The organism is Streptomyces sp. SX-6, assembly GCF_059089585.1.
In genome coordinates this window covers 78996-101584 of the sequence record NZ_JBTHHU010000029.1, presented here as the reverse complement: position 1 = coordinate 101584, position 22589 = coordinate 78996, and the positions used below count along the sequence as shown (strand labels likewise).

The 22589-nt window shown below is 70.8% G+C and carries 19 protein-coding genes and 1 pseudogene; 4 read left to right on the top strand and 16 right to left on the bottom strand.

Annotation, left to right across the window (positions count from 1 at the left end; translation table 11 throughout):
• Positions 1–139: 139 nt before the first annotated feature.
• Complete coding sequence (locus tag ACV530_RS28160) at positions 140–1174, bottom strand: glycoside hydrolase family 113 (RefSeq protein WP_494335444.1); 1035 nt, start codon at positions 1172–1174, stop codon at positions 140–142.
• A complete protein-coding gene (locus ACV530_RS28155; RefSeq protein ID WP_494335443.1) occupies positions 1171–3075 on the bottom strand; it encodes a DUF2334 domain-containing protein in 1905 nt (634 codons plus the stop codon). Before ACV530_RS28155 ends, ACV530_RS28160 begins: the two co-directional genes overlap by 4 nt.
• Before the next feature lie 388 nt (positions 3076–3463).
• Here ACV530_RS28155 and ACV530_RS28150 point away from each other — a divergent pair, with 388 nt between their 5' ends.
• From ACV530_RS28150 to ACV530_RS28135, 4 genes are read left to right on the top strand one after another with little or no spacing between them, the layout of a single operon-like run.
• On the top strand, positions 3464–3655 hold the full coding sequence (locus ACV530_RS28150) for a hypothetical protein (protein ID WP_494335442.1): 192 nt from the start codon (positions 3464–3466) through the stop codon (positions 3653–3655).
• Positions 3652–4914: a glycosyltransferase gene (locus tag ACV530_RS28145; RefSeq protein ID WP_494335441.1), complete on the top strand. Its 1263-nt coding sequence runs from the start codon at positions 3652–3654 to the stop codon at positions 4912–4914. Before ACV530_RS28150 ends, ACV530_RS28145 begins: the two co-directional genes overlap by 4 nt.
• A gap of 52 nt (positions 4915–4966) precedes the next feature.
• On the top strand, positions 4967–6154 hold the full coding sequence (gene wecB / locus ACV530_RS28140) for a non-hydrolyzing UDP-N-acetylglucosamine 2-epimerase (protein WP_494335440.1): 1188 nt from the start codon (positions 4967–4969) through the stop codon (positions 6152–6154).
• A 20-nt stretch (positions 6155–6174) separates the two neighbouring features.
• A complete protein-coding gene (locus ACV530_RS28135; protein WP_494335439.1) occupies positions 6175–6846 on the top strand; it encodes a calcium-binding protein in 672 nt (223 codons plus the stop codon).
• Positions 6847–7104: 258 nt separating this feature from the next.
• Here the strand turns inward: ACV530_RS28135 and ACV530_RS28130 are convergent.
• From ACV530_RS28130 to ACV530_RS28065, 14 genes and pseudogenes are all read right to left on the bottom strand, one after another.
• Positions 7105–7308 (bottom strand): annotated as a pseudogene (locus ACV530_RS28130) (AMIN-like domain-containing (lipo)protein); the annotation flags it as partial.
• Between the two features lie 28 nt (positions 7309–7336).
• Positions 7337–8797, bottom strand: coding sequence for a glutamate synthase subunit beta (locus tag ACV530_RS28125; RefSeq protein ID WP_494335438.1), 1461 nt, complete (start codon positions 8795–8797; stop codon positions 7337–7339).
• A complete protein-coding gene (gene gltB / locus ACV530_RS28120) occupies positions 8790–13334 on the bottom strand; it encodes a glutamate synthase large subunit (RefSeq protein ID WP_494335437.1) in 4545 nt (1514 codons plus the stop codon). The genes ACV530_RS28125 and gltB overlap by 8 nt, the downstream gene beginning before the upstream one ends.
• Before the next feature lie 253 nt (positions 13335–13587).
• The gene (locus tag ACV530_RS28115; RefSeq protein WP_494335436.1) at positions 13588–14319 is read right to left on the bottom strand and encodes a VIT1/CCC1 transporter family protein; all 732 of its coding nucleotides are present in this window, start codon (positions 14317–14319) and stop codon (positions 13588–13590) included.
• Between the two features lie 125 nt (positions 14320–14444).
• Positions 14445–15368 carry a prolipoprotein diacylglyceryl transferase gene (gene lgt, locus ACV530_RS28110; RefSeq protein ID WP_494335435.1) on the bottom strand — a complete coding sequence of 308 codons (924 nt, stop codon included), beginning with the start codon at positions 15366–15368 and terminating at the stop codon, positions 14445–14447.
• 81 nt (positions 15369–15449) lie between these two features.
• On the bottom strand, positions 15450–16238 hold the full coding sequence (locus ACV530_RS28105; protein ID WP_494335434.1) for a DsbA family protein: 789 nt from the start codon (positions 16236–16238) through the stop codon (positions 15450–15452).
• A gap of 65 nt (positions 16239–16303) precedes the next feature.
• Positions 16304–17119: a tryptophan synthase subunit alpha gene (trpA, locus tag ACV530_RS28100; protein ID WP_494335433.1), complete on the bottom strand. Its 816-nt coding sequence runs from the start codon at positions 17117–17119 to the stop codon at positions 16304–16306.
• Positions 17119–18363: a tryptophan synthase subunit beta gene (gene trpB, locus ACV530_RS28095; RefSeq protein ID WP_494335432.1), complete on the bottom strand. Its 1245-nt coding sequence runs from the start codon at positions 18361–18363 to the stop codon at positions 17119–17121. Before trpB ends, trpA begins: the two co-directional genes overlap by 1 nt.
• Positions 18335–18562 carry a tryptophan biosynthesis modulator TrpM gene (trpM, locus tag ACV530_RS28090; protein ID WP_494335446.1) on the bottom strand — a complete coding sequence of 76 codons (228 nt, stop codon included), beginning with the start codon at positions 18560–18562 and terminating at the stop codon, positions 18335–18337. Before trpM ends, trpB begins: the two co-directional genes overlap by 29 nt.
• Positions 18559–19368, bottom strand: a complete 810-nt coding sequence (trpC, locus tag ACV530_RS28085) for an indole-3-glycerol phosphate synthase TrpC (protein WP_494335431.1) — start codon at positions 19366–19368, stop codon at positions 18559–18561. Before trpC ends, trpM begins: the two co-directional genes overlap by 4 nt.
• A gap of 125 nt (positions 19369–19493) precedes the next feature.
• Positions 19494–19913 (bottom strand): DUF2752 domain-containing protein, encoded by a 420-nt coding sequence (locus tag ACV530_RS28080; protein WP_494335430.1) that lies wholly within the window; start codon positions 19911–19913, stop codon positions 19494–19496.
• Between the two features lie 81 nt (positions 19914–19994).
• Positions 19995–20213 carry an HGxxPAAW family protein gene (locus tag ACV530_RS28075; RefSeq protein WP_494335429.1) on the bottom strand — a complete coding sequence of 73 codons (219 nt, stop codon included), beginning with the start codon at positions 20211–20213 and terminating at the stop codon, positions 19995–19997.
• Positions 20214–20329: 116 nt separating this feature from the next.
• Entirely contained in the window at positions 20330–20977 is a 648-nt protein-coding gene (locus tag ACV530_RS28070; protein WP_494335428.1) for a TIGR02234 family membrane protein, read from the bottom strand.
• Positions 20978–21021: 44 nt separating this feature from the next.
• Entirely contained in the window at positions 21022–22575 is a 1554-nt protein-coding gene (locus ACV530_RS28065) for an anthranilate synthase component I (RefSeq protein ID WP_494335427.1), read from the bottom strand.
• Positions 22576–22589 lie beyond the last annotated feature (14 nt).

Here is a 22589-nt window from a genome sequence, read left to right as displayed (position 1 = left end):
GGACGGGCGGATGTCCAGCCCGTCCGGCGCTTGAGGACGAGCGGCGAAGCCGCGACAAGGGGGCCCGGGGGCGGAGCCCCCGAAGCGGGGTCCGGGGGCGGAGCCCCGGGAGACGGCGAGAGGGTGGGACCGGGGCGGCCTACCTCCCCGCCCCCCACCACTTCCGTACGACCCCCTCCGCCGGCTTCCCGTGCGGCGTGTACGCGAGCCGCTTCGGCGTCTCCCCCGCATCCGGCCAGTCGTCCCACATCCACCAGCAGACCCCCGCCCACCACGGCTTGCCGTCGAAGGAGGCGAGCAACGCCTCGTAGGCCGCGGCCTGTTCCTCGTCGCCGTTGCGCTTGCTGACGGTCCAGGAGTACGGGGCGGTGGTGGAGCCCCGCTGGCTGACGTAACCCGCCTCGGTGAAGAGGATCTTGCGCTGCTGCTCGGCGGAGAAGGCCTCCAGCTTCTTCGCGATCGGCCGCCACGCCTCGCGCAGCCGGGCGACGTCCGCCGTCGCCTTGTCGCCCAGCGGCCAGTAGGCGTCGATGCCTATGACATCGAGGTCCTTCCAGAAGGGGATCTTCCGGTACTCGTCGTAGTTCGCGGCGTACGTGAGCGGCCCCTTGTAGCGGGCGCGGACGGCGGCGATGACGCCGCCCCAGCGCGCGCCGTCGCGCGACGTGCCCGCGAGCTCGGTGCCGACGGCGAACTGGTCGACGCCGGTGTCGGCGGCGAGAGCGGCGTAGTGCGTGATGAAGCGTTCGTACGCCGCGAACCACGCGTCCGGGTCGCCCGGCCGGATCTCGGCCCGGTCGCCGCCCTTCACCAGGTCGACATGGGGCTTGACCATGGTCTTGAGCCCGGCGGAGTGCGCCAGGGCGATGATGTGGCGCAGGCTGTCGTCACCGGCGGTCTCCTCCGTCGTGTGCAGGGCGGAGTCGGTGACACGGTCCTGGTACCAGGTCGGGGTGAAGGTCACCCACCGCGCACCGGTGGCGGCGATCTGCCGGAGATACGTTTCGGCTTTGGGACTGCTGTAGTCGTCCTTGTTCCACGCGGGGAGCGTGAACCCCTTCATCTCGCTCGCCTTCCTCTCCTCGGGGGGATCGTCGTCACCGGCTGAGCACCCTGCGAGGAAGAGGGCGGCCAGGGCCGCCAGCGCCGCGGCCGCCCTCTTCGTCGCTCTCACTGCGCCAGGTCCGCTTGGGAGACGAAGGTGTAACCGAGGGCGCGGATGCCGTCGATCGTCTGCTGGAGCGGGGCCGTGTCGTAGTACGGGTGGTAGAAGAAGCTGGCCACGCCGTCACGGACGGCCAGGTTGGCCTTGGCCGCGGCGATCAGGTCGGCGGGCAGCCTCGCCGGGTGGTTGTTGTACGGCAGGGGCTCGTAGTTGCCGAGATCCTCCGGCAGGACCGTCGTGCCGTAGACGTCCTTGACCGCGTACGGGAAGAACTGACCGATGTAGCGGCTGGAATCCACCGTTCCGCCGCTGAGCGTGCCTGCGAAGTACAACGAACGCTCCAGTCTCGCAGTGTAGTTCTGACCGAAGACACCGTAGTCGGCCGCGGAGGCCGCGTAGTGGGGGGTGGTCCAGTACGCGGGCTTCGGCAGCCCGGCCGCCTGGAAGGCGGCGAGGGCGGAGGTGACGCGCGTCTGGGCCCACACCGCGGAGTCCTCGGCCGGCGGCCCGTCGAGGACCACGTTGTTCGCGGAGTCGATGTGGGCGCGGAAGAACTCGAAGTCGTCGCCGGTGACGCCGGTGTAGGGGTTGTTCACGTTGCTGTACTGGTGGGTGAAGCCGTGGTTCATCAGCGTCGCCCCGTGCGCCAGCATGTACTGGATCGCGGAGACGACCTGAGGCTCCTGGGCCAGGGTGACGGTCTGGGGGGTGCCGTTGTTGTAGTAGCCGTTGGGGTCGGTGTAGACGGGGATGACGTTGATCCCGTACGGGATCTTCTGCGAGAACAGATAGTCCGCCATCCGCCGCAGGTCCCCCGGACTGGACATGGGGCTGATGTCCTCGAGCCGTACGTACGCCCGGTGCCGTTCGGCGGTCTGCGGGGCGAGGCCGTCGAAGAGCAGGTCCTCGAAGGCGATGACCCGGTCCTGTTCGGAGACGTACTCGAAGGGGATCTCCCCGACGTAGGTCAGGTTGCCCGAGCGGATCGCCCAGGGGCTGGTCGCGCCCGTGGTGCCGTCCTTGGCCTGGGCGAGCTGGGTGACCTGCGGATAACCGGGGCCGGTCAGCAGCGCCGGGTGCAGCACTCCCCCGTCCTGGCCGGCCGGGATGATGCGGGTCAACTGCTGTCCCTTGTAGGCGACTTGGTTGAGGTTCCCGACGCTGCCGTTGGGCGCGAAGTAGGAGTTGGTGGGGTCCCAGCCGTACTGCTGCTCGAACTTGGTGACGCCGACGGCGTTGGCCATGCCCCAGATGTTGTCGCCGATCCAGGTCACGGGGTGGCTGGTCGCCAGGGCGTCCTGGTAGAACGCGGCCGGAACGGCGTCGGGCAGGGAACCGCCGTAGTAGGTCGAGCCGATGTAGACCGTGGCCGTGTACTGGTTGACCATGCCCGCCGTGTAGGACGAGACGGGCTTGGAGGTCACGGTGCCGAAGTGGCCGCCGAGGTTGGCGGTCGCCATCGCGTAGAGCTCGCCCAGCGACCCGTAGGGGCCGGTGTTGTCGTAGAGGACGAGCGCGGAGGCGCCGCCCGTGGCGGCGGGAGTGGCGGTGGCAACTCCCGCACGAACAGCGGGTGTTGTCTTCGCCACCGCCGGAGCGGCCTTGACCGGAGCGGCCTTGGCGGCCGTGGCGTGTGCGGCGGCCGGGCGGATGACGAGCTTCTTCGCCTTGCGCAGCTTGTCGTTCGCCAGCTCCGCCGCCACCCGGGCCTTGAGGTCCTTGGCCGACGCCTGCGACAGCCCCGCGGCCAACGCGGACCCGTGCTGATGCTGCGACGGCTTCGGTGCGGGCTTCGCGGCCGGTTCGGCCCCGTAGCCGGTGGAAAGCGCGACGCCGCCCAGCAGGACCGCGGCTATCGCGGCAGCGAGCGGGATACGGAACTTGTGTGTTCTCCTCCGGGATTTTTTCATTTCCCTTCCCCCCTGATTGAGATATCTTTGCCGTCCCCCGCCGTCCCCCCGGACACCGGGAACAGGCCCGATAGTTGGCCGATTCTTGTGGCGACCGGCACCCCTGTCAACACGCCGTTAATGGGCAATTCCGAGCCGACATCGTCACTTATCGACAAACGCATTGGCGTAGACCACACGCCTCATTCATCACAGCCCCGTTCCGAGCAGGCGAAATTACCGACCGGTCACCAGAGGCGTCAATTCCGATTGAGTGGATTGCATCAGGACGGCGGCACGTCTTCCCTGGTCTGCTACGGTCCCCACAAGCTTCGATCGAGCCTCGGTCGGGGTCGAATTCCGGGGGGAACTCATGTACGGAAAACCCGCTCTGGGCACGGTGGTGCCCATGGCCGGGCTGACGGCGGCCCCGCATGTACTGCCGGGACTGCCGTTCGCAAAAGACCTCCAGGAAGCCGCCGGGGCGGGCTTTCTGCTCTACTGCACGATCGCCGCGGCGCTTCTTGCGGCGAAATTCTGGTTCGGCATACGGAATTCCGGCGGTCGTCCCGCCGGCCGTCATGCCGGCGGTCGCCGGTGAACACCGAAATCCTGATCTGGTCCAGCATCGCCATCATCGTGATGGCCGGGTGCTACAACACTTCTCTCTTTCTTCTCTCGCGGCGCCACTTCCGGCGCGGTCGCGGCCCGCGCGAGGAGCGCCTGTACATCTTCCTTCTCGCCTGTCTGAACGAGGAGAAGGTCCTCGCGGAGAGCCTGGCCCGGATCACCGCCCTGCCCGCCGGGAACGTCCTGGCCCTGGTCATCGACGACGCCTCCGACGACCGTACGGGCGAGATCGCGCACCTCGCCCGTGCAGCCGAGCCCCACCGGGTCCGGCTGCTCCAGCGCCAACTGCCCAATGCCCGCAAGGGAAAAGGAGCCGCGCTCAACGCCGGGATCCGTCATCTGCGGGAGGCGGGCCTGCTCGACGGGCGCGACCCGCACGATGTCATCGTCTGCGTCGTGGACGCGGACGGGCGGCTCGACCAGCACGTGGTCCAGGCGGTCGACCCGTACTTCGACAACCCGCGCACCGGCGGAACCCAGATCGGTGTGCGGATGTACAACCGCCATCAGGGCATGCTCGCCCGGCTCCAGGACATGGAGTTCGTCGTCTACGGCGACATCTTCCAGAGCGCCCGGCGCTACATCGGCAGCGTCGGGATGGGCGGCAACGGCCAGTTCATGCGGCTCGCCGCGCTCGACACCCTCATGGGCGAGGACGGCTCCGGCCCGTGGAGCGACTCGCTCACCGAGGACCTCGACCTCGGCGTACGGCTGATCGCCGGCGGCTGGACCAACCAGCACTGCACCTCGGCCGCGGTCTCCCAGCAGGCCGTGCTCGACGTACGGCGCCTGGTGCGCCAGCGCTCGCGCTGGTTCCAGGGGCACCTGCAGTCGGCGAGCCTCGTCCCGCTGATCGTCCGCGAAGTCCCTGTCCGGGCCGCGGTGGACCTGCTCTACCACCTCTCCAGCCCGGTGCTGATCCTGCTCACCTCACTGCTGCCGCTGTCCTTCCTCGTCGCCGTGGGCGGCACGGTCATCGGCTCGTTCGAGGCCGGGCACTCGCTGATCGGCCCGATGTGGCTGCTCGGCCCCTACGTGCTGTCGTTCACGGCGGCGTACATCTACGGCTGGGTGTACTCCCGGCGCGAACAGGGCCTCGGGCTGATGCGCGCGGTCCTGCTGTCCCATGTCTTCATCTTCTACGGCTACATATGGTTCGCCGCCGGATGGTGGGGGCTGTGGCGGATGCTGACCGGCAAGCAGACCTGGCTCAAGACCGCGCGTACGTAACGCCGGCGACCTCACCGCAGACTCTTCCCCGACTCTTCCCCGAGGGAGAACCATGTCTTCGAACATGACTGATGCCCCGAACATGCTCAACGCGCCGGTGCGGGCCATGCTCGTGCTGGGAACCCGCCCGGAGGCGATCAAGCTCGCGCCGGTGGTGCGCGGCATGGCCGCGTCCCCGCTCTTCGAGCCCCTCGTCGTGACCACCGGCCAGCACCGCGAGATGCTGCACCAGATGCTGGACCTCCTCCAGATCCACGAACGCACCGAGCTCGACGTGATGCGCGAGCGCCAGCAGCTGTCCACCCTCACCGCCCGGCTGATCGACGGCCTGGGCGAGGTGATCCGTGACCAGCGCCCCGACCTCGTGATCGTGCAGGGCGACACGACGACCGCCCTCACCGGCGCCCTCGCGGCGTTCTACGAGCACGTGCCCGTCGCCCACGTCGAGGCGGGCCTGCGCACCGGGGTGCCCGACAACCCCTTCCCCGAGGAGCTCAACCGGCGGCTCATCGGGCGCGTGGCGCGCTGGCACTTCGCGCCCACGCCCCGTGCGGCCGGGCATCTCACGGCCGAAGGCGTGCCGGAATCGGAGGTGTTCACGACCGGCAACACCGTCATCGACAATCTGCTGTGGGTCCTGGACCGGGGTGCGGGGCGCAGCCACTTCACCACCGGTCTGCGGCGTGTCCTGCTCACCCTGCACCGCCGGGAGAACCAGGGCGACACGATGCGGGGCATGGGCCGGGCGCTGCGGCGTCTCGCCGACCGGGGCGACGTGGAGCTTCTGCTGCCGCTGCACAAGAGCCCGGCGGTGCGGGAGGCTCTGCTCCCCGAGCTGACCGGTCACCCGAACATCCGGGTGGTGGAGCCGCTGGGCTACCTCGACTTCTCCGCCACGCTCGCCGCGTGCGACATCGTGCTGACCGACTCGGGCGGTGTGCAGGAGGAGGCGCCGAGCCTCGGCAAGCCGGCCCTGGTCCTGCGGACGACCACGGAGCGGCCCGAGGCGGTGGAGGCGGGTGCGGCCGCGCTGGTCGGTACCGTGCCGGAGGTGATCCTGGACGCGGCGATACGGCTGCTGGACGATCCGGCGGCGTACGAGCGGATGGCGACCGCGGGCAATCCGTTCGGTGACGGCCGCGCCACCGAACGGATTGTCGCGCAGCTCGCCGAGGACTTCGGGGCGGACGCGGAGCCGGTCGCTCCGGAGGATCCGCTGATCGTCCGTCTGTCGGAGTGACCCGGGTCATACTCGACAGCATGACGAGAGTTCAACGGCTGCTCTGTCTCGGCCTGATCGCAGTGGCCGCGCTGGTGGGTCTCGCGTTCGCGCTCGACGCCCTGTGGGCGGGCGACGGCTCGGGCCGGCCGTGGGCCGACGGTTCGGTCCACGGCCCGTGGCGGTCCGTGTACGACGGCAAGGGCACGAACATCGGCCGGGACGACGAGCTGGCCCTGTCCCCGGAGCCGGCCCGGCGCCCCGACGAGACCCACGCCGGGCTGGTCGTCTCCACGGCGACGTACGACAACGTCTCCTACGAGGCGCGCATGCGGACCGTCAAGCAGTTGCGGACGCCGAAGCCGAATCCCTGGGAGGTGCCGTGGCTGCTGTGGGCGTACAGCGATCCCGAGCACTTCTACTACATCACCCTCAAGCCGAACGGCTGGGAGCTGGGCAAGCGGGATCCGGCGTACCCGGGGGGTCAGCGGTTCCTCGCCACGGGGGCGGAGAGCTTTCCGGTCGGGAAGTGGTCGGACGTGCGGATCGCGCAGCGGGACGCGCGGATGGAAGTGAGTGTGGGAGGGCGGGGGTTGGTCGCCTACCAGGATCAGGAGCGGCCTTATCTGAAGGGTGCGGTGGGGGTGTACACAGAGGATGCGAGGGTGGTGTTCCAGCAGGTGACGGCCGAGTCGTCGTCGCCGGGGACGTAGGGATGCTTGCCCCGGTCCCGCCCTTTCACCGTTTCCTCCGGGGGCAAGCCCCCGGACCCCGAAACCGCGCCCCGCGCGGTTGTCCTCAATCGCCGGACGGGCTGAATTTTCGCGCCCGCGCTGAAAATCCAGCCCGGCCCGGCACTCTCCAGCCCGTCCGGCGATTGAGGACGAGCGGCGAAGCCGCGACAAGCGGGGTCTGGGGCACAGCCCCAGGAAACGGCGAAAGGGCGGGACCGGGGCACAACTCCCCCACCCCTACCAGCTGTGCGCCACGTCCACGATCAGCTTGTCGCCGGACTGGAGCACGCGGAACGGCAGCTTGGCCCGTACGCCCAGACCGATCTGGGTCTGTCCCTCGAAGCTCGCCCCGAACTTGGTGTCCTTGAAGGTCCGGTAGCCGGTGAGGTCCACACCCGGCAGCGACTGGCCGGCCTTGCCCGCATACGTCCGCTTGTCGGTCGTGCTGCCGAGGTCGAAGACCAGCTGCTCAGGCCGTGAGCGCCCGGTCCGTCGGACGGATCGGAGCCGGCAGCGTGCTCGCACCGGTGAGGTGGCGGTCCACCGCCCGCGCCGCGGAGCGGCCCTCCGCGATCGCCCAGACGATCAGGGACTGGCCGCGGCCCGCGTCACCGGCGACGTACACACCCGGCACGTTCGTTGCGAAGTCCTCGTCGCGGGCGATGTTGCCGCGGGCGTCCAGCTCCAGCCCCAGCTGCTCCACCAGACCGTTACCGCGGTCCGTGCCCGTGAACCCCATGGCCAGCGTGACCAGTTGGGCCGGAATCCTTCGCTCCGTGCCCGGCTTCTGCTCGAGCTTGCCGTCCTTGAACTCGACCTCGACGAGATGCAGCCACTGCACATGGCCGTCCTCGTCGCCCTCGAAGCGGGTCGTGGACACGGAATAGATCCGCTCGCCGCCCTCCTCGTGCGCCGAGGTGACCTTGTAGAGCATGGGGAACGTCGGCCACGGCTGCGAAGCCGTCCGCTCCTCCCCCGGCCGTGGCATGATCTCCAGCTGGGTGACGGACGCCGCGCCCTGGCGGTGGGCCGTGCCGACGCAGTCGGCGCCGGTGTCGCCGCCGCCGATGACGACGACGTGCTTGCCCTCGGCGGTGATCGGCGGGGCGACGAAGTCGCCCTCCTGCACCTTGTTGGCGAAGGGCAGGTACTCCATCGCGAAGTGGATGCCCTTCAACTCCCGCCCGGGAACGGGCAGGTCACGGGACATGGTGGCCCCGGCGGCGATGACGACCGCGTCGTAGCGGCCGCGCAGCTGCGCACCCGAGATGTCCCGTCCGATCTCCACCTCCGTACGGAACTTCGTGCCCTCAGCCCGCATCTGCTCGATGCGCCGGTTGATGTGGCGCTTCTCCATCTTGAACTCGGGGATGCCGTAGCGCAGCAGCCCGCCGATGCGGTCGGCGCGTTCGTACACGGCCACGGTGTGGCCGGCCCGGGTCAGCTGCTGGGCGGCGGCGAGGCCGGCCGGGCCGGAGCCGATGACGGCGACGGTCTTGCCCGAGAGCCGCTCGGGCGGCTGGGGGGTGACGTCACCGGTCGCCCACGCCTTGTCGATGATGGTGACCTCGACGTTCTTGATGGTCACGGGCGGCTGGTTGATGCCGAGCACGCACGCGGCCTCGCACGGGGCGGGGCACAACCGCCCGGTGAACTCGGGGAAGTTGTTGGTCGCGTGCAGCCGCTCGCTGGCGGCCCGCCAGTCGTCGCGGTAGGCGTAGTCGTTCCACTCGGGGATGAGGTTTCCGAGCGGACAGCCGTTGTGGCAGAACGGGATGCCGCAGTCCATGCAGCGGCCGGCCTGCTTGCTGATGACGGGCAGCAGCGAGCCGGGGACGTAGACCTCGTTCCAGTCGCGGACGCGCTCGCCGGCCGGCCGCGTCGCGGCGACTTCACGGTCGGTGGTCAGAAAGCCCTTCGGGTCAGCCATGGGTCGCCGCCTCCATCATCTTCTCGTGGGTCTCGGCCTCGGAGAGACCGGCTCGCTCGGCGGCGTCCTTGGCGGCGAGCACTGCCTGGTAGGTGGGGGGCACGACCTTGCTGAAGCGGGTGACGGCCGTGTCCCAGCCGGCGAGGAGGGCGGCGGCGACGGTCGAGCCGGTCTCCTCCTGGTGGCGGCGCACCACGTCGTGCAGCCACCGCCGGTCGTCGGCGTCGAGGGTGGTGACGGCGGCGGCCAGCTCCTTGTTGACGTTGTCGGGGGCGAGGTCGATGACGTAGGCAATGCCTCCGGACATGCCGGCCGCGAAGTTGCGTCCGGTCGGTCCGAGGACGACCGCCCGGCCGCCGGTCATGTACTCGCAGCCGTGGTCACCGACGCCCTCGGAGACCACGGTGGCCCCGGAGTTGCGGACACAGAACCGCTCGCCGGTGCTGCCGCGCAGGAACATCTCGCCGCCGGTGGCGCCGTAGGCAAGGGTGTTGCCCGCGATGGTGGAGTACTCGGCGAGGTGGTCGGCGCCCCGGTCGGGGCGGACGACGACCCGGCCGCCGGACAGGCCCTTGCCGACGTAGTCGTTGGCGTCGCCCTCCAGCCGCAGGGTGATGCCGCGCGGCAGGAACGCGCCGAAGGACTGGCCCGCGGAGCCGGTGAAGACGATGTCGATGGTGCCGTCCGGCAGCCCGTCGCCGCCGAACCGCTTGGTCACCTCGTGGCCGAGCATGGTGCCGACGGTGCGGTTGATGTTGCGGATGGGGACCTGGGCCCGTACGGGGTGGATCTCCTCGGCACCCACCGCGTTGAGGGCGTCGGCGGCCAGCTTGATCAGCTGGTTGTCGAGGGCCTTCTCCAGGCCGTGGTCCTGTGCGGCGACGCGGTGGCGGACGGCCCCCGCGGGCAGGTCCGGCACATGGAACAGCGGTGCCAGCTCGAGGCCCTGGGCCTTCCAGTGGTCGACGGCCCGGGCGGTGTCGAGGAGTTCGGCGTGGCCGACGGCCTCCTCGAGGGTGCGGAAGCCCAGTTCGGCGAGGAGCTCACGGACCTCCTCGGCGATGAACTCGAAGAAGTTGACGACGAACTCGGCCTTGCCGCTGAAGCGTTCGCGCAGGACGGGGTTCTGGGTGGCGATACCGACCGGACAGGTGTCCAGGTGGCAGACGCGCATCATGACGCAGCCGGAGACGACCAGGGGCGCGGTGGCGAAGCCGAACTCCTCGGCGCCGAGCAGGGCGGCGATCACCACGTCGCGGCCGGTCTTGAGCTGGCCGTCGGTCTGCACGACGATGCGGTCGCGCAGGCCGTTGAGCAGCAGGGTCTGCTGGGTCTCGGCCAGGCCCAGCTCCCAGGGGCCGCCCGCGTGCTTGAGGCTCGTCAGGGGCGAGGCGCCGGTGCCGCCGTCGTGTCCGGAGATCAGCACCACGTCGGCGTGGGCCTTGGAGACTCCGGCCGCGACCGTGCCGACGCCGACCTCGGAGACCAGCTTCACATGGATGCGGGCGGCCGGGTTGGCGTTCTTGAGGTCGTGGATGAGCTGGGCGAGGTCCTCGATGGAGTAGATGTCGTGGTGCGGCGGCGGGGAGATCAGCCCGACGCCGGGCGTCGAGTGCCGGGTCTTCGCGACCCACGGGTAGACCTTGTGGCCGGGCAGCTGGCCGCCCTCGCCGGGCTTGGCGCCCTGCGCCATCTTGATCTGGATGTCGTCGGCATTGACCAGGTATTCGCTGGTGACGCCGAAGCGGCCGGAGGCGACCTGCTTGATGCTCGAGCGGCGCTCCGGGTCGTGCAGGCGCTCCGGGTCCTCGCCGCCCTCGCCGGTGTTGGACTTGGCGCCCAGCCGGTTCATGGCAATGGCGAGGGTCTCGTGGGCCTCCTGCGAGATGGAGCCGTAGGACATGGCGCCGGTGGAGAAACGCCGGACGATCTCGCTGACCGGCTCGACCTCGTCGAGGGGGACGGGGGTGCGGTCGCCCTTGAACGAGAACAGGCCGCGCAGGGTCATCAGCCGCTCGGACTGCTCGTTCACGCGCCGCGTGTACTGCTGGAAGATGTCGTAGCGCCGGGTGCGCGTGGAGTGCTGGAGGCGGAAGACCGTGTCGGGGTCGAAGAGGTGCGGCTCGCCCTCGCGGCGCCACTGGTACTCGCCGCCGATCTCCAGCCGGCGGTGGCTCGCGGGGATGCCGGTGGCCGGGTAGGCCTTGGCGTGCCGGGCCGCGACCTCCCGCGCTATGACGTCCAGGCCGATGCCGCCGATCTTGGTGGCGGTGCCGTGGAAGTAGGTGTCGGCGAACTCGGCCTCCAGGCCCACGCCTTCGAAGACCTGGGCACCCCGGTAGGAGGCCACGGTGGAGATGCCCATCTTGGACATCACCTTCAGCACGCCCTTGCCGAGCGCCCGGATGAGGTTGCGGATGGCGTCCTCGGGGGCGACGTCCGGCAGGTAGGTGCCCGCGCGGACGAGGTCCTCGACGGACTCCATGGCCAGGTACGGGTTGACGGCCGCGGCCCCGTAGCCGATCAGCAGCGCGACATGGTGCACCTCGCGCACGTCACCGGCCTCGATCAGCAGGCCCACCTGGGTGCGCTGCTTGGTGCGGATGAGGTGGTGGTGGATGGCGGAGGTGAGCAACAGCGAGGGAATCGGCGCGTGTTCGGCGTCGGAGTGCCGGTCGGAGAGGACGATCAGCCGGGCGCCGTCCTCGATCGCCGCGTCGGCCTCGGCGCACATCGCCTCGAGCCGGGCGGCCAGCGCCTCGCCGCCACCGCTGACGCGGTAGAGGCCGCAGAGGGTGACGGCCTTGAGGCCGGGCAGGTCGCCGTCGGCGTTGATGTGGATGAGCTTGGCCAGCTCGTCGTTGTCGATCACCGGGAACGGCAGGGTGACGCTGCGGCAGGAGGCCGCGGTCGGCTCCAGGAGGTTGCCCTGCGGGCCGAGGGAGGAGACCAGCGAGGTGACCAGTTCCTCCCGGATGGCGTCCAGGGGCGGGTTGGTGACCTGGGCGAAGAGCTGGGTGAAGTAGTCGAAGAGCAGGCGCGGACGCTCGGAGAGCGCGGCGATCGGCGAGTCCGTGCCCATGGAACCGATCGGTTCCGCACCGGACTTGGCCATCGGGGCGAGGAGGACACGCAGCTCCTCCTCGGTGTAGCCGAAGGTCTGCTGGCGGCGGGTGACGGAGGCGTGCGTGTGCACGATGTGCTCGCGCTCGGGGAGCTCGGCGAGGTCGATCAGGCCGGCCTCGAGCCACTCCTGGTAGGGCTGTTCGGCGGCGAGACCGGCCTTGATCTCGTCGTCCTCGATGATGCGGTGTTCGACCGTGTCGACCAGGAACATCCGGCCCGGCTGGAGGCGGCCCTTGCGGACGACCCTGGCAGGGTCGATGTCCAGGACACCGACCTCCGAGGAGAGGACGACCATCCCCTCGTCGGTCACCCAGTACCGGCCCGGACGCAGGCCGTTGCGGTCGAGAACGGCGCCGACGACCGTACCGTCGGTGAAGGCCACACAGGCCGGTCCGTCCCAGGGCTCCATCAGGGTGGAGTGGTACTGGTAGAAGGCGCGTCGCGCCGGATCCATCGAGGTGTGGTTCTCCCACGCCTCGGGGATCATCATCAGCACGCTGTGCGGCAGCGAACGCCCGCCCAGGTGGAGGAGTTCCAGCACCTCGTCGAAGGAGGCGGAGTCCGAGGCACTCGGGGTGCACACGGGGAAGGTCCGCTCCAGGCCCTCCCCCGCTCCGAACAGCTCGCTGCCCAGCTGGGATTCGCGGGCGCGCATCCAATTGCGGTTGCCCGCCACGGTGTTGATCTCACCGTTGTGCGCGACGAACCGGTACGGGTGGGCGAGCGGCCAGCTCGGGAAGGTGTTGGTGGAGAACCGGGAGTGCACCAGCGCGATGGCCGTGGCGAACCGGCGGTCGGACAGGTCAGGGAAGAACGGCTCCAACTGCCCGGTGGTGAGCATGCCCTTGTAGACGATGGTGCGGGCGGAGAGCGAGGGGAGGTAGACGCCGGCCTCGCGCTCGGCACGCTTGCGCAGCACGAACGCCTTGCGGTCCAGGGCGATTCCGGTGCTCGTACCGTCCGCTACGAACAGCTGCCGGAAGACGGGCATCGTGGCGCGCGCGGTGCTGCCGAGCAGTTCGGGCACGACGGGGACATCGCGCCAGCCGAGGACGGTGAGGCCCTCCTCGGCCGCGATCGTCTCGATCCGCGAGACGGCCTCCGCGTCCGCGTCCTCCGGCAGGAAGGCGATGCCCACCGCGTACGCACCCGGGGCGGGGAGCTCGAACGTGACGCTCGCCCGCAGGAAGGTGTCCGGAATCTGGACGAGGATGCCCGCACCGTCGCCCGAGTCGGGCTCGGAGCCGGTGGCGCCGCGGTGCTCGAGATTGCGCAGGACGGTCAGCGCCTCTTCCACCAGCATGTGGCTCGCCTCGCCGGTGAGGGTCGCGACAAAGCCCACGCCGCAGGCGTCGTGCTCATTGCGCGGGTCGTACAGTCCCTGCTGGGCGGGGTGGGATGCAGAACGCATCGGCGCTCCCGTCGTCGTCTTGGCAGTCATGGCGTGTGCATGTGCCGAGGGACGACGTTGGCCCTCCGCGAAATTTGGTGCAGGCTACATGATGGGGCGCTTCTCGCAAAGCGGATACGGAACGTCCACCATGTGGACACCATCGGATGGCGGGACGCTCAAGGAAGCGCGGCGCTTGTGGATGTGTGCCCTGCACGCGGAGCCTTGAAACCGCAGTGAAACCTGTTTGTTATGCGGTGGCTCGCATAGAGCATCACCCGACAGCGGTGCCGAATGCAATACCGAGGAGGTAAGTCACACCCGCGGCCGCCCCGCCGAGCAGCAGCTGGCGCAGTCCGCTGAACCACCACGAGCGGGCCGTGACCCGGGCGACGACGGCGCCGCAGGCGAACAGTCCGATCAGGGCCAGCAGCACGGCGGGCCACAACTGGCTCATCCCGAGCAGGTAGGGCAGCACGGGCAGCAGCGCGCCGAGGGCGAAGGAGCCGAAGGAGGCCACGGCGGCGGTCATCGGGGACGGCAGGTCGGAGGGGTCTATGCCCAGCTCCTCGCGGGCGTGGATCTCGAGCGCCTGCTCCGGGTCGTTGGACAGCTGCCTGGCGACCTCGCGCGCGAGGTCGGGCTCGACGCCCCGGGACTCGTAGAGCGCGGCCAGCTCCTCCAGCTCGTCGGCCGGGTGCTTGCGCAGCTCGCGCCGCTCGACGTCGAGCTCGGCGAGGACCAGCTCGCGCTGGGAGGCGACCGAGGTGTACTCGCCGACCGCCATGGAGAACGCGCCGGCCGCGAGCCCGGCCAGTCCGGTGATCACGATCGTCTGGGAGGTGGCGGAACCACCGGCGACGCCCGTCATCAGGGCCAGGTTGGAGACCAGCCCGTCCATCGCGCCGAAGACCGCCGGGCGCAGCCAGCCGCCGTTGACGTCGCGGTGCGTGTGGTTGTCACGGTGGGCGATGTGCGCCGGTGCCACCGAGTCGAGGACAGACATGCTGCGGGTACTCCCTTCGCCGGGGGAGGAGCACATCGCTCCACCCCCATCCGAGTCGAAGGTACGCACGAATGGGGGTGATCCGCTAGCAAGGAAGGCCGAACTTACCGCTCTGACCTGCGGCTTTACCGGAGCTTGGGATCCTTCTCGGTCTTCTCGACCTTCTCCGTCGTCTCGGCAGTCGACTCGTCGTCCGTCTTCTCGCCCTCGGCCGGTGCCGCCTCCGCCACCGCCGCGGGCTCGACGACCGCCTCGCGGCCGGGCACCCGCTTCTGCGAGATCACGATGTAGGCGACGGCCATGAGGAAGACCAGGATCGCCGTCCAGTTGTTCAGCCGCATGCCCAGGACGTGGTGCGCCGTGTCGACGCGCAGGTACTCGGTCCAGAACCGGCCCACCGTGTACGCGGCGACGTAGAGGGCGAAGGCCCGGCCGTGGCCGAGCTTGAACCGGCGGTCCGCCCAGATCACCAGGGCGGCGACGCCCAGGCACCACAGGGACTCGTACAGGAACGTCGGGTGGTACGTGCCGGCGACCCGGCCGATCGCCGGGTCAGCGTCGATCTTCAGCGCCCACGGCAGGTCCGTCGGCTTGCCGTAGAGCTCCTGGTTGAACCAGTTGCCCCAGCGGCCGATGGCCTGGGCCACCGCGAGGCCGGGGGCGACGGCGTCGGCCCAGGCGGGCAGCGGGATGCCGCGCCGGCGGCAGCCGATCCACGCGCCCACCGCGCCGAGGGCGACGGCGCCCCAGATGCCGAGCCCGCCCTCCCAGATCTTGAAGGCGTCGACCCAGTTCCGGCCCTCGCCGAAGTACAGCTCGTAGTCGGTGATCACGTGGTAGAGCCGGCCGCCCACGAGGCCGAAGGGCACCGCCCAGACGGCGATGTCCGCGACCGTCCCGGCCCGGCCGCCGCGCTCGACCCAGCGCCGGTTGCCGAGCCAGACGGCGACGAAGACGCCGATGATGATGCAGAAGGCGTAGCCGCGCAGCGGGATCGGCCCGAGGTGGACCACGCCGGTCGACGGGCTGGGAATGTATGCGAGATTCATGGCAGCACCGACGCTACCTTGCCGGGGCACACAACCGGCAACCCACCTGCCACAACAGCTGCGTAACGTGGTCCGGGCGCCTCAGCTCCTCTTCCCCGCCGCGGTGACCAGCTCGGTCAGCTTGGCCGGCGTCAGGGGGTTGGCCGGGTCGCCGTAGAGGCTCTTGCCGTCGAGCAGCACGGTGGGGGTGGCACGGTACGCGGACTTGTTGAAGGTCTCCTGGTTGTGCTGCACCCAGGAGTTGTGGGTGCCGTCGTCCACGCACTTCTGGAAGCCGGGGGTGTTCAGCTCCTCGACCTTGCCGGCCAGTTCGATCAGCCGGGACTTCTTGGCGTAGGTGTCGTTCGTCTCGAGCGGCTGGTTCTTGTAGAGCACGTCGTGGTAGTCGGCGAACCGGCCCTCGTCCTGTGCGCAGGCCGCCGCGTTGGCCGCGTTGAGCGAGCCCTTGCCGCCGAGGTTCTTGTCGATGAGTGTGACGATGTGGTACTCGGCCCTGAGTTTGCCCTTGTTCTCGAGCGTGTGGATCGTGTCCCGGAAGGCGTTCTCGAACTGGGCGCAGGCGGGGCAGCGGAAGTCCTCGTAGACCACGAGGGTCTCCTTGGCCGCGGTCCTGCCGACCGGGATCGCGCTGCGGTCCTTGCCGAGCGCGCCCTGGGGCGGGGCCAGGGCGCCGGAGGCATGCTCCGTACCGCCGCCGTGGTGGGAGGTGGCGGCCCAGACGGCGATCCCGCCGCCGACGGCGAGCACCGCCACCACCGCACCGGCCACCTTCGCCTGCCGCCGGAAATTCCCGCGGGCCGCTTCTCTGCGGCGCTGTTCGTGCAGCCGCTCGCGGGCGCTGCGCTTTCCCTCGCTGTTCTTCTGACTCACGTCCCCGTACAACGAACCGGGGGTGCGCTCATGCGCACCCCCGGCGTCAGGTTCCTTCCATCGAGTTATGCGCGCTTGCGCACACCTTCCGCGAGTTCACCCGCGAGGGTGCGCACGGCGGCGAGGCCGGCCTCGCGGTCCGGGGCGTCGAGGAGCCGCTTGACGAACGCCGAGCCCACGATGACACCGTCCGCGAACTGGGCGACTTCCGCGGCCTGTTCGGCGTTGGAGACGCCGAGGCCGACGCAGACCGGCAGTTCGGTGACAGCCTTGGTGCGCTGCACCAGCTGCCGCGCCTCCTGTCCGACGGACTCGCGGGTTCCGGTGACGCCCATGAGCGAGGCGGCGTAGACGAAGCCGCTGCCCGCCGCGGTGATCCTGGCGAGCCGTTCGTCGCGGCTGCTCGGCGCGACCACGAACACCGTGGCCAGGCCGTGCTGTTCGGCGGCCTTGCGCCAGGCCTCGGACTCCTCGACCGGCAGGTCGGGCAGGATGCAGCCCGCTCCCCCGGCGGCGGCGAGGTCGGCCGCGAACCGCTCGGGGCCGTAGTGGTCGACGGGGTTCCAGTACGTCATGCACAGGATGGGCGCGCCGGTCGTCTCGTGCGCCCGGCGGACGGTGTCGATCACGTCGGCGATGCGTACGCCGCCGCGCAGGGCGATGTCGTCGGCGGTCTGGATGACCGGGCCGTCGAGGACGGGGTCGCTGTGCGGCAGTCCGACCTCGACGATGTCGCAGCCGCCGTCGAGCATGGCGGTGACGGCCTGCACGCCGTCGTCCACGGTGGGGAAGCCGGCCGGGAGGTAGCCGACGAGCGCGGCACGGTTCTCGGCGCGGGCCGCGGCGATGACGGAGCTCAGCAACTCCAGGTTCCCTGCCATCACTTGGCCCCCTCGTTCTTCTCGTACAGCCCGAAGTAGCGGGCGGCCGTGTCCATGTCCTTGTCGCCGCGTCCGGAGAGGTTGACCACGATCAGCCCGTCGGGGCCCAGTTCCTTGCCCACGTCGAGCGCGCCGGCCAGGGCGTGTGCGCTCTCGATGGCCGGGATGATGCCCTCGGTCCGCGAGAGCAGGCGCAGGGCCTGCATGGCCTCGTCGTCGGTGACGGACCGGTACTCGGCGCGGCCGATGTCCTTGAGGTAGGAGTGCTCGGGGCCGATGCCGGGGTAGTCGAGCCCGGCCGAGATGGAGTAGGGCTCGGTGATCTGGCCGTCCTCGTCCTGCAGGACGTACGAGCGCGAGCCGTGCAGGATGCCCGGGGTGCCCTGGGTGAGGGTGGCCGCGTGCTCGCCGGTCTCGACGCCGTGCCCGCCGGGTTCGCAGCCGATGAGCCTCACGCCGGCGTCGGGGAGGAAGGCGTGGAACAGGCCGATGGCGTTGGAGCCGCCGCCGACGCAGGCGACGGCCGCGTCGGGCAGGCGCCCGGCGCGCTCCAGGAGCTGGCGGCGGGCCTCGACGCCGATGACCCGGTGGAAGTCGCGCACCAGCGCGGGGAAGGGGTGGGGGCCGGCGACCGTGCCGAAGAGGTAGTGCGTACGGTCCACGTTGGCGACCCAGTCGCGGAACGCCTCGTTGATGGCGTCCTTGAGGGTGCGGCTGCCGGACTTCACGGCGATGACCTCGGCGCCGAGCATGCGCATCCGGGCGACGTTGAGCGCCTGGCGCTCGGTGTCCACCTCGCCCATGTAGATGGTGCATTCGAGGCCGAAGAGCGCACAGGCGGTGGCGGTGGCGACGCCGTGCTGGCCGGCGCCGGTCTCGGCGATGACCCGGGTCTTGCCCATGCGCTTGGTGAGCAGGGCCTGGCCCAGCACATTGTTGATCTTGTGGGAGCCGGTGTGGTTGAGGTCCTCGCGCTTGAGGAACATCCGGACGCCGCCCGCGTGTTCGGCGAAGCGGGGCACCTCGGTCAGGGCACTGGGGCGCCCGGTGTAGTTGACCAGCAGGTCGTTGAGCTCGGCCGCGAAGGCGGGATCGGCCTTCGCCTTCTCGTACTCCGCGGCGACCTCGTCGACGGCGGCGACGAGCGCCTCGGGGATGAACTTGCCGCCGAACGCGCCGAAGTAGCCGGTGGTGGTGGGGACTTGGCCTTCGGGGTCAGGCAGGAAGAAACTCTCTTGAGTCACTTGTGTGCTCCGGGTGATGGACGGACGGGTGGGGAAAGCGACAACGCATCCCACCACGCCATCGGCGCCCGTTGATCTGCCCCGGCTCACAGCCGATGTGGTACCGCACCCTGCGGCCCCGCACGCGCCGCGCGGGCGCGCGGCAGCCCCGGGGGCGGCACCCCCGGGCCAGCCGTGCGTACGCGGCCACGCGGCTCAGCTCCTGCCGTGCCGCAGCGCGGGGTGCGCCCCCGCGGCTACCAGGTCGGCGACGGCGCCCCTGGGGTCGCGCCCGGTGACGAGCGACTCCCCCACCAGCACCGCGTCCGCGCCGTCGTTCGCGTAGGCGATCAGGTCGTGCGGCCCGCGCACGCCGGACTCGGCGATCTTGACGATCCCGTCCGGGATCTCCGGTGCGACCCGGGCGAAGGTGCCCCGGTCCACCTCGAGAGTCTTGAGGTCGCGGGCGTTGACGCCGATGATCCGGGCTCCCGCGGCCACCGCGCGCTCGGCCTCGTCCTCGTCGTGCACCTCGACCAGCGGGGTGAGCCCGATGGACTCGGCCCGCTCGATGAGGGAGACGAGCGCCTCCTGCTCGAGGGCGGCGACGATCAGCAGGACGAGGTCGGCCCCGTAGGCCCGCGCCTCCCACAGCTGGTAGGCGGTGACGATGAAGTCCTTGCGCAGGACGGGGATGTCGACCCGGGCGCGCACGGCCTCGAGGTCGGCGAGCGAGCCGCCGAAACGGCGCTCCTCGGTCAGCACGCTGATGACGGACGCACCGCCCGCCTCGTAGTCCGCGGCGAGCCCCGCGGGGTCGGCGATCGCGGCGAGCGCGCCCTTGGACGGGCTGGAGCGCTTGACCTCGCAGATGACGCCGACGTTCTCGCCGCGGAGGGCGGCGGCGCCGTCCCTGACCTGCGGCGCCCTGGCGGCCCGCGCCTTGAGCTCGTCGAGGCTGACGCGCGCCTGCCGTTCCGCGAGGTCGGCACGGACTCCGTCGATGATCTCGTCGAGCACACTCACGCGAGCGGCCCCCTTCCGAACTCGGATGATCTGGGCTGATGCGGTTCGTACTCACCTCACCAGCACACTGTGATGGTACTTGCCGCGGGGCAGAGGTTTCGCATCCGGTTGGCTGTCAAGAGCGATCAGGGTGTGAGCACGGTGCCGAACGGCAGGTTCCGCATCACCGTGAAGGCCAGGACCAGCGCGCCGAGCGCCCACCAGTGGCCCGCCCGCAGCGGGAGCGTCATCCCGCCGCCGGTCCGTACGGCCCGGACCAGCCAGACGGCCCAGAAGACGGCGAACGCCGCGTACCCGGCCACGGCCAGCGCATTGGCCCCGACGGCGGCGGCGATGTCGCCGTGCACGAGCGCGTGCAGGCCGCGCAGGCCGCCGCAGCCGGGGCAGTAGAGGCCGGTGTGGCTCCGCAGCGGGCACACGGGGTAGTGGCCGGGCGTATTCGGGTCCACGGCCCCGACGTACGCGGCGGCGGCGCCCAGGCCCGCGGCGACGCCGAGCGGCGCGGCGAGCCGGTGCGCGAGCGGCGGGAGTGCGGGGTGCGGCACACTGCAAAGTCTCCGCCGGGATACGCGAAGGCGCAGCTCAGGGCGTGCGTACGGGCCTCTGAGCTGCGCCGGGCACCTGGCTCAGCCCTGCTGGACCTGCGCGCTGCGCTTGGCCTGGCCGAGGCCCATGAGGCGCATGATCCCGCCGACGACGGCGCCGAGGAGGGTGATGACGATTCCGGCCCAGAAGCCGACCGGCTTGGCCATCACGATGAACGCACTGGCGACGCAGAAGCCGATGAAGGCGATGATGACACCGGTCCAGGCGGCCGGGGTGTGACCGTGACCGTGGTTCGACATGAGTTGACTCCTCGTTGCTGTGTCATTGCTGTGTCGCTGTGTCGCGCCCGCCGACGCGGAGAACGCTCGCGGTCATTGTTCCCGACGGCCCGCCGTCACAGGGACCTGGGGTCCGCTCAGCGCGCCGTGTCGCCGGTGGGGTCCTCACCCCGGTCGAGGGCCTTCCACAGCTCCTCGGGGCGCTCGGGGTCGGGTGCGGTGCGGGCGCGGCGGGGGCGGGGGGTGCCGTCGCGCTCGTACCGGCCGGACATGGCGGGCCAGTGGCGGCCGCCCACCAGGGCGAGCAGGCCGGCGAGGAGCAGCAGGATTCCGCCCGCGAGGGCGACCCACGGCCAGCCGGTGTGGGTGACGTGTTCGATGGCGGTGCCGGTGAGTCCGGTGGTGCGGGAGGCCTTCTCCTCCAGCGCCGCGGTGTCGTCGGCACTGGTGAGGACGCCCGCCACGACGCCTGCCCCGCACAGGGCGAGGAGCGCGGCGACGAGGACGCGGGACACGCCGCGTACGGCGAAGACGGCGACGAGCGCGGCGAGGGCGACGACGGCCAGGGCGCCGGGCAGGGAGGTGATGTCCTGCCCGGTGGCGCTCTCGCGCGCGGTGTCGCGGACGCCGGCCGCCGCGCCTTCGGCCCAGGTGCGGCCGCCGGCGAGGAGGACGAGCGCGGAGCCCGCGGCCGTCGACAGCAGCGCGATACCGACGCTGCGCCTGCTGCCGCCGCGCGCTGCGGGCTCGGCGTGGGTACGGGGGTGGGGTACGGCTGCGCTCACGGCATCCACTATCCCCCGCGCCCCCGCGCCCCGCGCAGCCGGGGTCACGCCGGTGCCCCCGGGAGGGTGAGACGGTCCGCGGCGTGCACGGCGCGCAGCACGGCGGCGGCCTTGTTGCGGCACTCGGTGTCCTCGGCGACCGGGTCGGAGTCGGCGACGACGCCCGCACCGGCCTGGACGTAGGCGGTGCCGTCGCGCAGCACCGCGGTGCGGATCGCGATGGCGGTGTCGGAGTCCCCGGCGAAGTCGAGGTAGCCGACGCAGCCGCCGTACAGGCCGCGGCGGGCGGGTTCGAGCTCCTCGATGATCTGCATGGCCCGCGGCTTGGGCGCGCCGGAGAGGGTGCCCGCGGGGAAGCAGGCGGTGAGCACGTCGAAGGCGGTGTGCCCCGGGGCGAGGCGGCCGGTGACGGTGGAGACGATGTGCATCACGTGGCTGTAGCGCTCGATCGACATGAAGTCGACGACCTCGACGCTGCCGGGCCGGCAGACCCGTCCGAGGTCGTTGCGGCCGAGGTCGACGAGCATCAGGTGCTCGGCGCGCTCCTTGGGGTCGGCGAGCAGCTCGTCGGCGAGCGCGGCGTCGGCCTGCGGGGTGGCGCCGCGCGGGCGGGTGCCGGCGATGGGGTGGAGCAGGGCACGCCCGTCCTCGACCTTGACGAGAGCCTCGGGGCTGGAGCCGACGACGTCGAACCCGTCGAACCGGAGCAGGTACATGTACGGGCTCGGGTTGGTGGCCCGCAGCACCCGGTAGACGTCGAGGGCGGAGGCCGTGCAGGGCGTCTCGAACCGCTGGGAGGGCACGACCTGGAAGGCCTCGCCCGCGCGGATGCGCTCCTTGATGTCGTCGACGGCGTCCCGGAAGTCGGCCCCACCCCAGCGCGCGGTGAACTCGGGCAGCTCGGCCGAGGGCAGGACGGCCGGGTGGGCGGGCACGGGCCTGCACAGGTCGGCGGTCATCGCGTCCAGACGGGCGACGGCGTCGTCGTACGCCTCGTCGACGCCGGTCTCGAGGTCGTTGTGGTTGATCGCGTTGGCGATCAGCAGGACGGTGCCGTCGCGGTGGTCGAGGACGGCGAGGTCCGAGGTGAGCAGCATGGTCAGCTCGGGCAGGCCGAGGGTGTCCTGCTCGCCGGGGTGGGTGCCGATCTTCTCCAGGCGGCGGACGACGTCGTAGCCGAGGTAGCCCACCATGCCGCCGGTGAAGGGCGGCAGCCCCGCGCCCTCGATGAGGTCGCGGGGGGTGTGCAGGGCCTCAACCGTGGCGCGCAGGGCCTGCAGCGGATCGCCGTCGGTGGGCACGCCGACGGGCGGAGTGCCCAGCCAGTGGGCCTCGCCGTCGCGGACGGTCAGGGTGGCGGCGCTGCGCACGCCGACGAAGGAGTAGCGGGACCACGTGCGCCCGTTCTCCGCCGATTCCAGGAGGAACGTGCCGGGCCGTTCGGCGGCGAGCTTGCGGTAGAGGGCGACGGGGGTGTCGCCGTCGGCGAGGAGGCGCCGGGTGACGGGAATGACCCGGCGGTCCTTGGCGAGCTTGCGGAAGGTGTCGGCGTCGGGGCTTGTGCCCCCGTGGGTTGCGGACGCGGTCGTGGCAGCCATGGCAGCGGAGCCTA

Excerpts from the sequence above, each read along its gene's own strand:
- ACV530_RS28155 (WP_494335443.1), bottom strand. The coding sequence starts at position 3,075 with ATGAAAAAATCCCGGAGGAGAACACACAAGTTCCGTATCCCGCTCGCT.
- ACV530_RS28150 (WP_494335442.1), top strand. The coding sequence starts at position 3,464 with ATGGCCGGGCTGACGGCGGCCCCGCATGTACTGCCGGGACTGCCGTTC.
- wecB (WP_494335440.1), top strand. The coding sequence starts at position 4,967 with ATGTCTTCGAACATGACTGATGCCCCGAACATGCTCAACGCGCCGGTG.
- ACV530_RS28135 (WP_494335439.1), top strand. The coding sequence starts at position 6,175 with ATGACGAGAGTTCAACGGCTGCTCTGTCTCGGCCTGATCGCAGTGGCC.
- ACV530_RS28125 (WP_494335438.1), bottom strand. The coding sequence starts at position 8,797 with ATGGCTGACCCGAAGGGCTTTCTGACCACCGACCGTGAAGTCGCCGCG.
- gltB (WP_494335437.1), bottom strand. The coding sequence starts at position 13,334 with ATGCGTTCTGCATCCCACCCCGCCCAGCAGGGACTGTACGACCCGCGC.
- ACV530_RS28115 (WP_494335436.1), bottom strand. The coding sequence starts at position 14,319 with ATGTCTGTCCTCGACTCGGTGGCACCGGCGCACATCGCCCACCGTGAC.
- lgt (WP_494335435.1), bottom strand. The coding sequence starts at position 15,368 with ATGAATCTCGCATACATTCCCAGCCCGTCGACCGGCGTGGTCCACCTC.
- trpA (WP_494335433.1), bottom strand. The coding sequence starts at position 17,119 with ATGGCAGGGAACCTGGAGTTGCTGAGCTCCGTCATCGCCGCGGCCCGC.
- ACV530_RS28075 (WP_494335429.1), bottom strand. The coding sequence starts at position 20,213 with ATGTCGAACCACGGTCACGGTCACACCCCGGCCGCCTGGACCGGTGTC.
- ACV530_RS28065 (WP_494335427.1), bottom strand. The coding sequence starts at position 22,575 with ATGGCTGCCACGACCGCGTCCGCAACCCACGGGGGCACAAGCCCCGAC.